At 64.7% G+C, this 13,191-nt stretch carries 12 protein-coding genes; 6 read left to right on the top strand and 6 right to left on the bottom strand.

Annotation, left to right across the window (positions count from 1 at the left end; all coding sequences use genetic code 11):
• Positions 1–391: 391 nt before the first annotated feature.
• Complete coding sequence (locus AB5Y89_RS10065; RefSeq protein ID WP_323934698.1) at positions 392–1,438, bottom strand: nitronate monooxygenase; 1,047 nt, start codon at positions 1,436–1,438, stop codon at positions 392–394.
• Between the two features lie 203 nt (positions 1,439–1,641).
• Positions 1,642–2,283: a ribonuclease gene (locus AB5Y89_RS10070; protein WP_223925193.1), complete on the bottom strand. Its 642-nt coding sequence runs from the start codon at positions 2,281–2,283 to the stop codon at positions 1,642–1,644.
• A 221-nt stretch (positions 2,284–2,504) separates the two neighbouring features.
• On the opposite strand from AB5Y89_RS10070, the gene AB5Y89_RS10075 reads away from it, so the two are divergent.
• From AB5Y89_RS10075 to AB5Y89_RS10085, 3 genes are all read left to right on the top strand, one after another.
• Positions 2,505–3,065, top strand: a complete 561-nt coding sequence (locus AB5Y89_RS10075) for a carbonate dehydratase (protein ID WP_010672952.1) — start codon at positions 2,505–2,507, stop codon at positions 3,063–3,065.
• Positions 3,066–3,211: 146 nt separating this feature from the next.
• Entirely contained in the window at positions 3,212–3,505 is a 294-nt protein-coding gene (locus AB5Y89_RS10080) for a hypothetical protein (protein WP_041214573.1), read from the top strand.
• A gap of 1 nt (position 3,506) precedes the next feature.
• Positions 3,507–3,917, top strand: a complete 411-nt coding sequence (locus tag AB5Y89_RS10085; protein ID WP_368223684.1) for a DUF6515 family protein — start codon at positions 3,507–3,509, stop codon at positions 3,915–3,917.
• Positions 3,918–4,007: 90 nt separating this feature from the next.
• On the opposite strand, the gene AB5Y89_RS10090 is transcribed toward AB5Y89_RS10085, so the two are convergent.
• Positions 4,008–5,327 carry an ATP-binding protein gene (locus tag AB5Y89_RS10090; protein ID WP_368223686.1) on the bottom strand — a complete coding sequence of 440 codons (1,320 nt, stop codon included), beginning with the start codon at positions 5,325–5,327 and terminating at the stop codon, positions 4,008–4,010.
• A 14-nt stretch (positions 5,328–5,341) separates the two neighbouring features.
• Positions 5,342–6,022: a response regulator transcription factor gene (locus AB5Y89_RS10095; RefSeq protein ID WP_010672948.1), complete on the bottom strand. Its 681-nt coding sequence runs from the start codon at positions 6,020–6,022 to the stop codon at positions 5,342–5,344.
• Between the two features lie 148 nt (positions 6,023–6,170).
• On the opposite strand from AB5Y89_RS10095, the gene AB5Y89_RS10100 reads away from it, so the two are divergent.
• Positions 6,171–7,331: an efflux RND transporter periplasmic adaptor subunit gene (locus AB5Y89_RS10100; RefSeq protein ID WP_323956504.1), complete on the top strand. Its 1,161-nt coding sequence runs from the start codon at positions 6,171–6,173 to the stop codon at positions 7,329–7,331.
• A 2-nt stretch (positions 7,332–7,333) separates the two neighbouring features.
• Entirely contained in the window at positions 7,334–9,283 is a 1,950-nt protein-coding gene (locus AB5Y89_RS10105) for a MacB family efflux pump subunit (protein WP_368223687.1), read from the top strand.
• A 224-nt stretch (positions 9,284–9,507) separates the two neighbouring features.
• Here AB5Y89_RS10105 and AB5Y89_RS10110 read toward each other — a convergent pair whose 3' ends face one another.
• Positions 9,508–11,403, bottom strand: a complete 1,896-nt coding sequence (locus AB5Y89_RS10110; RefSeq protein WP_368223689.1) for a PhoX family phosphatase — start codon at positions 11,401–11,403, stop codon at positions 9,508–9,510.
• A 263-nt stretch (positions 11,404–11,666) separates the two neighbouring features.
• The gene (locus tag AB5Y89_RS10115) at positions 11,667–12,575 is read right to left on the bottom strand and encodes an S-adenosyl-l-methionine hydroxide adenosyltransferase family protein (protein WP_368223691.1); all 909 of its coding nucleotides are present in this window, start codon (positions 12,573–12,575) and stop codon (positions 11,667–11,669) included.
• A 150-nt stretch (positions 12,576–12,725) separates the two neighbouring features.
• Here AB5Y89_RS10115 and AB5Y89_RS10120 point away from each other — a divergent pair, with 150 nt between their 5' ends.
• Entirely contained in the window at positions 12,726–13,187 is a 462-nt protein-coding gene (locus tag AB5Y89_RS10120) for a hypothetical protein (RefSeq protein WP_266140250.1), read from the top strand.
• Positions 13,188–13,191: the final 4 nt, after the last annotated feature.

A 13,191-nucleotide genomic window follows, 5' to 3' on the forward strand; every position in this document is an offset into this window, starting at 1 on the left:
TGATTCAAATTGTTAAAGAGCGACGCAGCTTTTGGCTGCTGCGGGAGTGGCATTCTACTCAACCGCCTTCTCGAGTCAAGCCTTATTTTACGAGGATTTTTCGAGGCACCGACGGGCTTGTTTGCGTTGCCGCTTGCCCTGTCGATGGAGGCGCATTATAGAGACATAGATCACATTAGCAAGCTCTCATCGCAATAAAATTGCAAAAAAATGCCAATTCTTAGTTATTCATATCAAAACACAGTTTTTATACAGACTTACCCACAGGGCAAACCCGGAAAGGGCTCATTCTGCACCCTATTACCTCCCGTTCCTCTCTGCCCGTCTCCTGTTCGAAGGGTTGCTGACCATATCAATCCATATATAAAGGAAGAGAATCGCAAAGTGACGCTCAGACCAGTCCTGCCTCAGCAACCCAGGCAGCGATCAGCTCGGCTGCCGCCATGGAGCGGCAACCCGATATATTCTGCCCGGCCCAGAGTGGCGAGAAACCGCGGTCACCCGCCTTTTCGGCTGCAGCACGCAACGGAGCCAATGCGCCGCTGGCATACGGGAAGTCTGGCGGCAGCACCGAAAGGGGGCCGAGTTCCCGCATCAAGCGGTTGACTATCCCCCGCGCCGGACGGCCGCTGAACAGATTGGTCAGTGCGGTGTGTTGGCCATGCCTCCCCTGCAGCGCCGCACGGTGCAGGGGCGAGGTCGTCGCCTCGTGGCAACAGAGGAACGCCGTTCCCACCTGCACGGCGCTCGCCCCCAGAGCAAGGGCGGCTCTGATGCCCTTCCCATCCACGATGCCTCCTGCAGCGATGACCGGGATCGCTACTGCCGCCACTACCTGTGGCAGAAGGGTAAAGGTGCCCTGCTGCAAGCTGAGATCCTCACTCAGGAAGTGACCGCGATGGCCCCCCGCCTCCAGCCCCTGGGCGATGACGGCATCGGCTCCGTGGTCGGCAAGCCACTGCGCTTCTGCCACCGTGGTGGCGCTGGCAAACACTTTTGCGCCTGTGGCTTTTACCTGGGCAAGCAATTCGGGCTCGGGCAAGCCGAAGTGGAAACTGACCACGGCAGGTCTGAACTCTGCAAGCAGGGCCGCATGCTCGTCATTGAAGGGGGCCCGAGAGGGGGCTCGCGACGGCGCCGCGGCATCCACCCCGAACTCGGCGTAATAGGGTAACAGTACCTGGCGCCAGCGCTGCTCCGCTGCCGGTTCCGGCTCGTGCTGCCGATGGCAAAAGAAGTTGATGTTGTATGGGCCTGGCCCGCTGGCGGCGAGGCGGCTAAGCTCCTGGCGCAGCTCGGCACCACTCAGCATGGCGGCAGGCAGGGAGCCCAGTGCCCCCGCACTGGTCGCCGCCATCGCCAGGGCGCTGTCCTGCACGCCCGCCATGGGGGCCTGAATGATGGGATAGCGCATCCCCAGTTCGGCAAAGAGCGTCATATGATGGTTTCCTGTTTCTGATGGTGAGTCTGGCTGTGCGCCAGAGGAGGGTTGAGTCGGCAGATCGCACCTGACGTGCTGACACGTCGTCTGGCGATATCGCCTGTCCAGTTCCCGGCCAGACATCCTGTCTTGGCTTTCATCCATCAGGCTCCTTGAGGTTCATTGCACATCGGGCCCGCGAAGGGCCCGAACGTGAAGTGTCAACGCACGCTGCGCAGCAGGAAGTCCGGCTGGCCACAGGAGCGGCGCTCCCGCTTCTGCATCTCGTCGGAGCAGGGAACGGCATCCGTCCCCTGCTTGTTGATGCAGATGTAGATCTCCCGCAGGAAGCGGCCCCCATCGGCGCAGGCCACCGTGATGTTATCGGGGGCCAGCCACTCGTTGGCGCTCGACAGATCGGCCTTGAGCTGGAAGCTGTTTTTGCGCAGCGGCTCTTCCGGCGATTGATAGGCGGCCGGGATCTTCACCTTCTGGCGCAGATCGCTGGCCAATTGGTGAAATGCCTCCTGGCTCAGCCCGGAACAGGTGCCGTGCTTCTCCCATTCATGGCGATAGAGGAAGCGGCTGGGGTAGAGCCCGGCAAACTGCTGCTCCATATCCGCATCCAGCCGCTCGCGGGTGCAGCTGGCGGGGTAGCCGCGCTGATACTGGGGCCAGAGCCCATGCAGCACGAACCCCAGCTTGCGGGCGCACTGCTCCCGATCCCCTGGCTTGATGGCGCAATGCTCGGGCGACCAGGAGAGTGCCATGGCGTAATAGTCAAACTCCCCCGCATAGCCTTTGCCCTGGGCGGCGGAGATCCACAACAGCGACCCCACCAGCCATACCATGACCTGCTTCATCTCTCGTTCCCCCTCATCTCTTTGCACCCGGTGGCGCCCCATTTTGCGCCCTCATGCTCCCATAACAGGGAGTCAAAGAACAATCGCTCAAAATGGCCTTACTCACTGTGGGTCAGACCAGTAAAAGGTTTCCCCTGCCGGATCAGAGGCGTAAGCTGGCTCTCCGGCGGGCCTTCATGACGCGCCACGTTTCCCCGATTTCATCAGCAACAGGACGTAACATGATCCGCAAGAATCCCTCAGGTCACCTGCCCGTTATCGACGAATCCGCCTATATCGACAAGACCGCCATCATCTGTGGCAAGGTGATCATCAAGGAGAACGTGTTTGTCGGCCCCTATGCCGTGATCCGCGCAGACGAAGTGGACGAGAGTGGTGACATGGAACCCATCGTCATCGGCGCCAACTCCAACATTCAGGATGGCGTCGTCATCCACTCCAAATCCGGCGCTGCCGTCACCATCGGCGAGTTCAGCTCCATCGCCCACCGCAGCATCGTCCACGGCCCCTGCGAAGTGGGTAACCGGGTCTTCATCGGCTTCAACAGCGTGTTGTTCAACTGCCACATCGGCGAAGGGTCCGTGGTGCGCCACAACTCCGTGGTCGATGGCTGCGATATTCCCCCCGGCTTCTATGTCCCCTCCACCACCCGCATCAACCAGCAGAGCGATCTGGCGCAGATCCCGCGCGTCACCGTGGACGCCACCGAGTTCTCCGAGGATGTGGCTCACACCAACATCGACCTGGTCAGGGGTTACAAGGCGCTCTCCAACGAGTTTTGATCCGGTGAGCGGTTCACGACACACAACGGGCGCCACGGCGCCCGTTGTCACAACTGTAAAGAGGGCGAAAAGAGGGTGTAAAGGTGGTTGAGCCGGGCGCACGCGTCGCGTTTGATGGGGGCGTTCCCATCAATGGAGTCATCATCATGTCACGCTATCCTGTCGCCCTTGCCCTGCTGCTGGGCACCACGCTCCTTCATGCCGGCGAGATGCCGCCCCCGATGGGCGCCCGCCAGGGAGGCCCCATGACACCGCCCCCCTCCGTGCTCTATCACGCCAGCAAGCAGGGTGCGGATCCCCAGGTCCTGGTCCAGGCGCTGTCCAAAAACATTGATGCCGCCAAGCCGGATACCCGCTACGAGGTCACGGTCAGCGTGCGCGAACTGCCGCCCCAGCCACTCAAACCCCAGCCCGCCGGTGCACCGCTCAAGGGGCAGTGAGATGAGTCTGCACCGCCCTTCACTCTGGCTGCTTGCCATGGCCATCGCCCTGCCCGCCATGGCGGGTCCGGGGAACATGGGCAGACCGGGCGGATGGGAGAGCCCTGCCCCGCAGTACGGCCATGGGGCTGGTCCCGGCTTCGGCCACCGCGTCGACCGGCTGCCGAGAGGGGTGGAAACCTTGCTGCTGGCCGGGCTCACCTACTATGTGCTCGACGGCATCTTCTACCGCCGGCAGGAGAACCACTATGTGGTGGTCTCCCCACCTCCTCAGGTCCTGGTGGTGGCAGAGACAGGGCTCATCCCCCTGGATCTGGATGGCCGCCGCTATTACGTCAGGGAGGGTCACTACTACCTGCGAGAAATAGACGGGCGCTACACCGAGGTGCCGCCGCCAGCGGCGCTGCGCTGAATCGCACGGAGGAACAGATACGAGCAGGGGGCCTTGGCCCCCTCTTTCATTACCGGGGTGTTTACCCCACTCAAGCCTGAGCCGCGAGCCTCAGGACGGGTCATGCAGGGGCAGCGTCATGGTCACTCTCAGCCCCCCCTGTGCGCGATTGCGCGCCTGGATGGTGCCGCCCTGCAGAATCACCGCCTTGCGGGCGATGGCGAGCCCGAGCCCGTAGCCCTTGCCCATGCGGGGTGAGCCAATGCGCACGAAGGGGTCGAAGATCCCCGCCAGCTTCCCCTCCTCCACCCCGGGCCCCCGATCGGCGATGGAGAGCTGTACCCCCTGGCCCAGGCGCAGCAAGCGAACACTCACCATCTGGCCCGACTGCGAGAAACGCAGGGCGTTGCGCACCACGTTCTCCACGGCGCGGCGCATCAGCTCGGCATGCCCCAGCAGGAGACAACCCTCCCCCAGCGCCTCCTCGAGCCCTATCTCGACTCCGGATTGCTGGGCTTCGAACCTGGCATCCTGGACGACGGTCTCCACCAGCGCCAGCAGGTCGTAGTGGCTCTGCTCAAGCCCGTGGCCCTGCTCGGCACGGGAGAGGGTCAGCAGCTCCCCTATCATCCTGTCCATCCGCTCCGTCTCGAGCCGGATCCGCGCCAGGGCGTCGCTTGCCTTCTCCGGGCGCTGCTCCGCCAGACCGATGGCCATCTGGATGCGGGCCAGGGGGGATCGCAGCTCGTGGGAGACGTCGTGAAGCAGTTGCTCGCGCCCCTCGACCAGTTGCTGCAACCGCTCCACCATGAGATCGAACTCCTTCGCCACCTCCGTGAGCTCGTCCCGACGCCAGCGCAGAGCGGGCCAGAGTCTGACCCCCAGATCCCCTCTGGCTACCCGATCGAAGCTGCGCCGCAGGGCGTTCATGGGTCGGGTCAGGTGCCAGGCGAACAGAATGCTGAACAAGAGTCCCCCCAGGCCGCCAATCCAGAGCATGGGCGGGGGAATGTTGAACCAGGAGAGGGGACCGGGAGCAGGCCCGCCGGGGAGGACGCGCGGGTCCGCTCTGGTCTGCAGCAGATAGGTCTGCCCGTCGCTGGCAATCACGGTGCGTGTCAGCACGGTGCCCGGGCCAGGTTCCCCGGAGGCTGTCAACCTGGATGCCCGGGGCGCTGGCCGGGGAGGCGCATCGGAGACATCGAGGAGTGTTATCTGCAGCAACGGCGGCGACATGGCCTGGCTCAATGCCGTCGCAGCCTCGATTCCCCCCTTTGCCAGCACGGCTGCCGCCATCTCCAGATGCTGGCTCGCCAACTGCTGGGCCAGGTGCTCTTCCGGGGGGTCACGCTCGGCACGAAAACCGAGCCAGAGCAGTTGGCTGACCAGCACGATGGCCAGCCAGAACCCCAGCAGAATCTTCCAGAACAAACGTCCCTTGAGGATCACCGTATCTTGTACCCTATGCTGCGCACCGTCTCTATGGTGACGGCCTCCCCCGCCTTCTGCTGCAGTTTCTGCCTCAGGTTGCAGATGTGCACATCGACGCTGCGATCATAGGCCTCCCTCGGGCGCCCTACCCCTTGCAGGGAGAGGGTGTCCTTGGTTACCACCTGCTCCGGTGCTCGCACCAGCAACACCAGCATGTTGAACTCGGTGGCGGTCAGCTCCAGCGGCTCCCCCTGCCAGAGACAGACCCGGTTGGCCGGGGTGACCGTCAGATCCCCCAGGATGAGGGCATCCGGCGAGGGGGTTGCGCTCCCCCCCTCGTTGACCCGCCGCAGAACGGCCCGCAGCCTGGCCACCAGCTCCCTGGGGTAGCAGGGCTTGGGCACATAGTCATCGGCCCCCATCTCCAGTCCCACCACTCGATCCACGTTGTCCCCCTTGGCGGTCAGCATGATGATCGGCAGGCGGCTGCGCTGGCGCACCTGGCGCAGCACCTCGGTGCCGCTCAAGTCGGGCAGCATCACATCCAGCAGCAGGGCGCTGTAACGGCCGGAGAGGGCATGGTGAACACCTTCCCCTCCGGTCAGCACCTGGGTGGTATCAAACCCCTCTCCCCCCAGGTATTCACTCAACATGGCGCCCAGTTCGGCATCGTCATCCACCAGCAGGATCTTCATATGCGGTCTCCCTTGTCGGCGGCCATTTTCGCCGCTTGCCACGCACTTGGCAGCCATTTTTACGAAACCCTTACGCTTGGCGCAAAGAGCCTTAACCCGGCTCTGGGGTAGAGTGCCGCCGTGATCGTCATTCAGGATACAGGTTGTCATGCCCACGTTCTCCCCTCGTCTCTTCTGGCTGCTGCCCCTGTGCGCCCTCGCCCTGTTGCTGGCCTGGCGCCCCCAGGCCAAGGCACCCGCCAGCGACTACATCACCGCCAGTGCCGAGACCCGGGATCTGGAGCAGCTCATCATGGCGGACGGCACCCTGAAGGCGCGCAAGCAGGTGAGCGTGGGCGCCCAGGTGTCGGGCCAGATCAAGAAACTGCACGTGACTCTGGGGCAGGAGGTCAAACAGGGGGAGCTGCTGGTCGAGATAGACGATCTGCCCCAGCAGAACGCCCTCAAGGATGCCCTGGCCCAGCGCGACAACCTCCAGGCCCAGCTGGATTCCAAAGAGGCCACCCTTCGCAATGCCCGTCTGGCATACCAGCGCCAGCAGCAGATCGTCGCAAGAGGCCTTGGCAGCACGGCCGACCATGACAGCGCCAAGGCGACCCTGGACGAGACCCTGGCCGATATCCGGGCCCTCAACGCCCAGCGGGTGCAGGCCGAGATCGCGGTGGACACAGCCCGGGTCAACCTGGGGTATACCCGGATCCTGGCCCCCCTCTCCGGTACCGTGGTGGCCATGCCGGTGGAGGAGGGGCAGACCCTCAACGCCAGCCAGAGCACCCCTACCCTGCTCAAGATTGCCCAGCTCGACACCATGACGGTGGAGGCCAGGATCTCCGAGGCCGACGTCATCAACGTCCGGGTCGGCATGCCGGTCTATTTCACCATTCTTGGCAACAGCCAGCGCCGCTTCGAGGGATCCCTGCGGGCCATCGAGCCCGCCCCCGACACCATCAATGACGACGACACCACCACCAGCAGCAGCGACAGCAGCGCCATCTATTATCACGGCCTGTTCGAGGTGCCCAACCAGGATGGTCAGCTCAGGATCAGCATGACGGCCCAGGTCTATCTGGTGGTCGCCCGGCTCAAAGATGCGCTGGTGATCCCGGCCATCGCCCTGCAGGGGGATCAGGTCAGGGTGGTCGACGACGGAGGCCGGATCAGCCTGCGCCGGGTCAAGGTCGGCCTGAACAACAAGGTGGATGCCCAGATCCTGTCGGGCCTGAGCACCGGTGAACGGGTCATCGTCAGCGAAGTGAGCGCAGGCCAGAGCAACGCCGCCGGGGGCATGCCGCCCCCCATGGGGATGTGACCATGGGCGCCTTGTTGCAACTGCGGGGCATCCGCCGCCACTTCAAAGAGGGTGAGCGCACCGTCACCGTGCTCGATGGCATCGATCTGGCGATCGCCCGTGGAGAGATGGTGGCCATCGTCGGTGCTTCGGGCTCCGGCAAATCCACCCTGATGAACCTTCTGGGCTGCCTGGATCAGCCGAGCGAGGGGGCCTATCTGGTGGCCGGGCGCGATACTGCCACCCTCAGCCGGGACGAGCTCGCCGCCCTGCGCCGGGAGCACTTCGGCTTCATTTTCCAGCGTTATCATCTGCTGGCGGATCTCGATGCCCGCACCAATGTGGAGGTACCCGCCCTCTACGCCGGTCTGGATCCGGCCGAGCGACGCCAGCGGGCCGAGGCCCTGCTGACCCGCTTCGGCCTCGCCAGCCGGCTCGAACACAAGCCAAGCCAGCTCTCCGGCGGCCAGCAGCAGCGGGTCAGCATCGCCCGGGCCCTCATCAACGGCGGCGAGGTGATCCTGGCCGACGAGCCGACCGGGGCCCTCGACAGCCAGAGCGGCGCCGAGGTGATGGCGAGCCTTCAAGCTCTGCATCGCCAGGGCCACACCCTGGTGATCGTCACCCACGACATGGACATCGCCCGCCACGCCGAGCGGATCATCGAACTGAAAGATGGCCGGGTGATCGCCGATCGCCGCACGCGCGAGCCACAGGCCTTTCCCCTGGCGACCCAGGCCGCCACCAAGACGTCCGCCAAGGGGAAGACCCCGCTGATGGCGGGACTCGGGAATGCCCTGCAGATGGCCCTCAAGGCCATGGTTGCCCAGCGTCTGCGCACCTTTCTCACCATGCTCGGCATCATCATAGGTATCGCCTCGGTGGTGACCGTAGTGGCCCTCGGGCAGGGCTCCCGGGAGCGAGTACTGGAGAACATCAACGCCATGGGCACCAGCACCCTGGAGGTGTTCCCCGGCCGCGGCTTCGGGGACATGCGCTCCGCTACCATACAGACGTTGCGGATCGGGGACGCCGAGGCCATCGCCCGGCTGGACTACGTGCACAGCGTCACCCCCAGCCTCAGCACCAGCGCCACCCTGCGCCTCGGCAGTACCGCCGTCTCCGGCACCATCAACGGCGTCGGCGCCCAGTTCTTCCAGGTCAGGGGCTATCGCCTGGCCCAGGGCATGGGCTTTGATCGCCAGAGCGAGGAGAGCCTGGCCCAGGAGGTGGTGATCGACGAGCACACCCGGGACAAGCTGTTCGCCCCGACCCAGTCCCCCCTGGGCCAGGTGATCCTGCTGGGGGATCTGCCCTGCCGGGTGATCGGGGTCGCCATCAAGAACCAGAGCGGCTTTGGCAGCGACGAGACCCTCAACGTCTGGATCCCTCATACCACCGCCATGAGCCGCCTGCTGGGGCAGAGCCATCTGCGCAGCATCAGCGTGCGGGTGCGGGACGAGGTGAGCCTGGACGCCGCCCAGGACGGCATCAGCCGCCTGCTCACCCTGCGCCACGGCAGCCAGGACTTCTTCCTGCTCAACACCGACAGCATCCGCCAGACCATCAGCCAGACCAGCGCCACCCTGACCACGCTGATCGCCCTCATCGCCCTCATTTCCCTGATCGTCGGGGGCATAGGGGTGATGAACATCATGCTGGTCTCGGTCACCGAGCGCACCCGGGAGATAGGGGTGCGGATGGCGGTCGGCGCCCGGACCCGGGATATCCAGCAGCAGTTCCTCATTGAAGCCGTGCTGATCTGCCTGCTGGGGGGCGTGCTCGGCATCGCCCTCTCCCTGGTGCTGGGCCAACTGTTCGACCACTTCAGCAGCGGCGTCCGGATGAGCTACTCCCTTGCCGCCATGGGGGTGGCCTGCCTTTGCGCCAGCCTGATCGGGGTAATATTCGGCTTCGCCCCGGCCCGCCGGGCCGCCAGGCTGGATCCCATCCACGCACTGGAGCGCGAATAGCCCGCATTGACGCCGGGGTGACGCCACTCACCCCGACACCGGATCAGGGGCCGATGCCCGGCCCCGCCACCAAGCCTGAACGCCCGCACTTCTTCCCTGAATGCGCGGGTTCTTTGACCGGGTCCCGTACCCGGTCTTTTTTTGTCTCCCGCCCGCCACACCCACAAAAAAAGCCGCCCGAAGGCGGCTCTTGTCATCACGGGCCAGGCGGTTACCCCGGGCCATCAGGCGCCGATGATACCGCCATCGTCCCGGGTGATCCGCAACACAGCGGAGCGGGGAATGGCGGTGCCGCCGTCCGGGAAATGGGAGGGCGCCCCCTCCTCACCCGGGTGCTGCACCCCGACGAACAGGGTGCGCCAGTCAGGCGTGAAGGTGAGGCCCGTTATTTCGCAGGCCACAGGGCCGGTCAGGAAGCGGCGCACCTCGCCGCTCGCGGGATCGGCGCACAGCATCTGGTTGTTGCCCATGCCGGCAAACTGCTTCTCGTTGGAGTAATCGCCGTCGGTCTGGATCCAGAGCCGCCCCGCCTCGTCGAAGCCGATGCCGTCCGGGCTGTTGAACATGTTGTCCGGATGGATGTTGGCACTGCCCGCCATCAGCCCCTCCTTGTGCACGCCAGGGTTGCCCGCCAGCAGGAAGAGATCCCACTCGAAGCTGTCGCTCCCGTGATCGTCCCCCATCGGGCGCCAGCGGATGATCTGGCCATAGGGGTTCTCGGCCCTGGGGTTGGCGCCATCGAGAGGTTGGTTCTCCTTGAGGCCGCGGTTCTTGTTGTTGGTCAGGGTGCAGTAGACCTCGGCTCTGTGGGGATGCACGGCCACCCACTCGGGCCTGTCCATGGTGGTGGCGCCGAGCCGGGTCGCCGCCTCCCGGGCGAAGATGAGCACCTCCCCCTGATCGGCGAAGCCGTTCTCCCGGGTCAGACCGTGCTCGCCGTGCACCAGGGGCAGCCACTGGCCGGTGCCCTTGAGCTCCCCCTCCCTCGCCTCGAAGCGAGCCACATAGAGGGTGCCCTCATCCAGCAGATCCCGGTTCGCAGGATCGTTGCCCGGCGCCACCTTGTTCTTCGAGACGAAGCGGTAGATGTGCTCCCCCCGCTCGTCGTCGCCGAGGTAGACCACGGCGCGGCCATCCTGGTTGATGGTGAAGGCCGCATTCTCATGCTTGAAGCGGCCAAGGGCGGTACGCTTCTTCGGGGTGGAGGCGGGATCGCGCGGATCGATTTCCACCACCCAGCCGAAGCGGTGCGGCTCCTGGGGATGCTTCGCGAGATCGAACCGCTCGTCAAATTTGTGCCAGCCAAAGCCTGCATCCTCGGCGGCCAGGCCGTAGCGGGCGGCGCGCTGGTCCAGCACCGGCTTGCCCTCGCTGCCGAAGTAGCCGTTGAAGTTCTCCTCGCAGGTGAGGTAGGTGCCCCAGGGGGTCTGGCCATTGGCGCAGTTGTTGAAGGTGCCAAGGGCGGTGCGCCCCTCGGGATCGGCCTGGGTCTTGAGCAGGGCATGGCCCGCCGCCGGGCCGCTCAATGTCATGGGGGTCGTGGCGGTGATGCGGCGGTTGAGGGCCCCCCTGGGGTTGGCCTGCCACTTGCCACCGATGCGCACCAGCTCCACCAGGGAGACCCCGTGGGCCGCTTGGGCCTTGGCGACAGCCTCTGCACTGAGGGTCTTGCCACCATCTTCAAACAGGTATTCGTAGTTGGTGTATTCGTTGTTGACGGCGAGCAGGGCGCGATCCGGCCCCAGGGAGAAGAAGCTCATGCCGTCGTTGTTGTCGCCAAACTGGCGGGCCTGGGCCTTGGCATCGTTGCTTTGGGCAAAGGCGGGGGCATCGGGGAAGAGGGCATCTCCCCAGGCGATCAGCACCTCGGCCTTGTAGCCGGGCGGCACCACTATGGTGTCGGCCACCGAGGCGGGCACGGCCTGGAAGCCAAGCAGCGGCCGGGTGGCGGCAGCCACGGCCTGGGCCACGGGGCTCGCGGCAAAGAAGGCCACCATGCTGGCGGCGCCCACCCCTTTGAGGAAGCCACGGCGGCTCAGGCCCGCCTCGATGAGGCGGTTGAATGCCGGCTCCTGCTCACGGGGGTGGTTGGCACTGTCTTTCTCGTCAAAACGGCTCATCGGCTTTTCCTTGTTATCTCGGCGCAATCATTGCGTCATCACGGCGTCCGGCCACAGCATGGCAGCGCTTTATTAAACGAGGATGACAAATGATGAGATAACCGGCTGGCCCGGCAAGACGCCACCGCCAACGACAAGGGGCGGTGGACACCAGTCCCACCGCCCCAAGAGACACATCGCCGACAGAAGCTCTCCCCTCTATCTAGCCGCACCTCTTCAGACTGCTATGCCCGTTTGTACCGGATAGCGCCCGATGGCAACGTCTAGTTGCACTTCTTCAGACTGATATGCCAGTTGGCGCCGGATTGCACCTGATGTTTGGCGGCGAAGCTGTCCATGTTCAGCGCCACCGACACCTGCAACAGGCTGTTGAGGTAGACCAGGGGCTGCCCCTCCGGCACATCGCCAAAGCTGCTGACGTAGGGGGCCTTGCCCTCGTATTTCAGCGCATCCCCTTCGCTGATCCTGATGCAGGCGTTGTCCCCCTTGTGGATACCCGCCTTGGTCAGCAGGCTGTCGTCGATATTGGTCCAGACGTTGCCGTACTGCACGTCCAGGATCGGAATGGTGCCCTTGAGGGTACCGTCTTGCTCGGCCACCGCGGGCTGATAGGGGATGGTCACCACCTCGGCGGGCAGCAGAGGCCCCACCTGCTCGAAGCTGATGGCACCGGAGGCGAGGCGCGCGCCGGTGTAGGCGTAGACGTCGCGGCCGTGGAAGGTGTAGGACTTCTCGGAGCCCTTGAGGCGGTTGGTTTTCTCGTCGATCTGGCGCACCGCCTCGATGCCGAAGTGCTCCGCCACCAGGGTCAGGGTGCCGTTGTCCGGGCTGACGATGTAGTGGCCGCTCCTGGTCTTGAGTACCACCGACTTGCGTTCGGTGCCGACACCGGGGTCCACCACGCTGACGAAGACGGTGCCCGCGGGCCAGTATTGCAGGGTCTGATAGAGGCGGTAGGAGGCTTCCCAGATGTTGTAGGCCGGGATCTCGTGGGTCAGGTCATGGAGCGGCAGGGTGCGGTCCACCCCGAAGGCGACCCCCTTCATGGCCGAGACGGCGCCATCCTTGAGACCGAAGTCGGTCTGGAACACCAGAGCCTCGTTGGCAAGGGCACTCGCCCCCACCAGAGAGAGGGCGAGCACGAGGGCGCGGTGGACGATACGAATATCCATGTCAGGGCTCCTTTAAAGACGTTTGGACGTCCAGATTGCCACTCATAGCAATCTTTGCAACCCCTGATGCCCGAATGGGGGGCGAAATGACTCGCCAATCCGCCCCGTGCGGGTGTATCCATGGGGCATCCAACGCCGGGAGCACATCAGATGACCAGAGAGCATCACGACACCATTTTGCTGAGCCTGGGCAATACCCGAAGCCAGGTCGCGCTCACCGCGGCCGATGGCTCCAGCCAGACATTTGCATTGACACTGGGGCTCGATGCCCTGACCCCGGGACCCTTTCGCCAGGATCCACCGACGCCCCTGGAACTTGAGCAAGCCATCATGGTGGTGGAGGATGTGCTGATGCCCCTCGCGGCACGGATCCCGCCCCACCCCGTGCTGCACCTGCAAAGCCCGGAGCCCCTGGCCGAGGTGCTCGGCAACCGGGTGCAGAGCCGGGAGAACATAGAGCGGTTGTTCGGCCAGCTTGCCGCCATGGTGGAGGGGGATCCCCTGGCATCGGCCCAGTTGCCGAGGGAGAGGCGCATCGCCGCCGCCCTGCTGATCCTGCGGGAGTGGATGCACCACCTGGATGCCGGGAGCGTCGTCCTGGTCGATGGGTGATGCC

It is taken from the genome of Aeromonas sp. s4, assembly GCF_040907855.1.
Lineage (GTDB): Bacteria > Pseudomonadota > Gammaproteobacteria > Enterobacterales > Aeromonadaceae > Aeromonas > Aeromonas caviae.

What these genes read in the sequence shown, in the direction of transcription:
- AB5Y89_RS10065 (WP_323934698.1), bottom strand. Translation starts at nt 1,438, where the DNA reads ATGACGCTCTTTGCCGAACTGGGGATGCGCTATCCCATCATTCAGGCC.
- AB5Y89_RS10070 (WP_223925193.1), bottom strand. Translation starts at nt 2,283, where the DNA reads ATGAAGCAGGTCATGGTATGGCTGGTGGGGTCGCTGTTGTGGATCTCC.
- AB5Y89_RS10075 (WP_010672952.1), top strand. Translation starts at nt 2,505, where the DNA reads ATGATCCGCAAGAATCCCTCAGGTCACCTGCCCGTTATCGACGAATCC.
- AB5Y89_RS10080 (WP_041214573.1), top strand. Translation starts at nt 3,212, where the DNA reads ATGTCACGCTATCCTGTCGCCCTTGCCCTGCTGCTGGGCACCACGCTC.
- AB5Y89_RS10085 (WP_368223684.1), top strand. Translation starts at nt 3,507, where the DNA reads ATGAGTCTGCACCGCCCTTCACTCTGGCTGCTTGCCATGGCCATCGCC.
- AB5Y89_RS10095 (WP_010672948.1), bottom strand. Translation starts at nt 6,022, where the DNA reads ATGAAGATCCTGCTGGTGGATGACGATGCCGAACTGGGCGCCATGTTG.
- AB5Y89_RS10100 (WP_323956504.1), top strand. Translation starts at nt 6,171, where the DNA reads ATGCCCACGTTCTCCCCTCGTCTCTTCTGGCTGCTGCCCCTGTGCGCC.
- AB5Y89_RS10105 (WP_368223687.1), top strand. Translation starts at nt 7,334, where the DNA reads ATGGGCGCCTTGTTGCAACTGCGGGGCATCCGCCGCCACTTCAAAGAG.
- AB5Y89_RS10110 (WP_368223689.1), bottom strand. Translation starts at nt 11,403, where the DNA reads ATGAGCCGTTTTGACGAGAAAGACAGTGCCAACCACCCCCGTGAGCAG.
- AB5Y89_RS10115 (WP_368223691.1), bottom strand. Translation starts at nt 12,575, where the DNA reads ATGGATATTCGTATCGTCCACCGCGCCCTCGTGCTCGCCCTCTCTCTG.
- AB5Y89_RS10120 (WP_266140250.1), top strand. Translation starts at nt 12,726, where the DNA reads ATGACCAGAGAGCATCACGACACCATTTTGCTGAGCCTGGGCAATACC.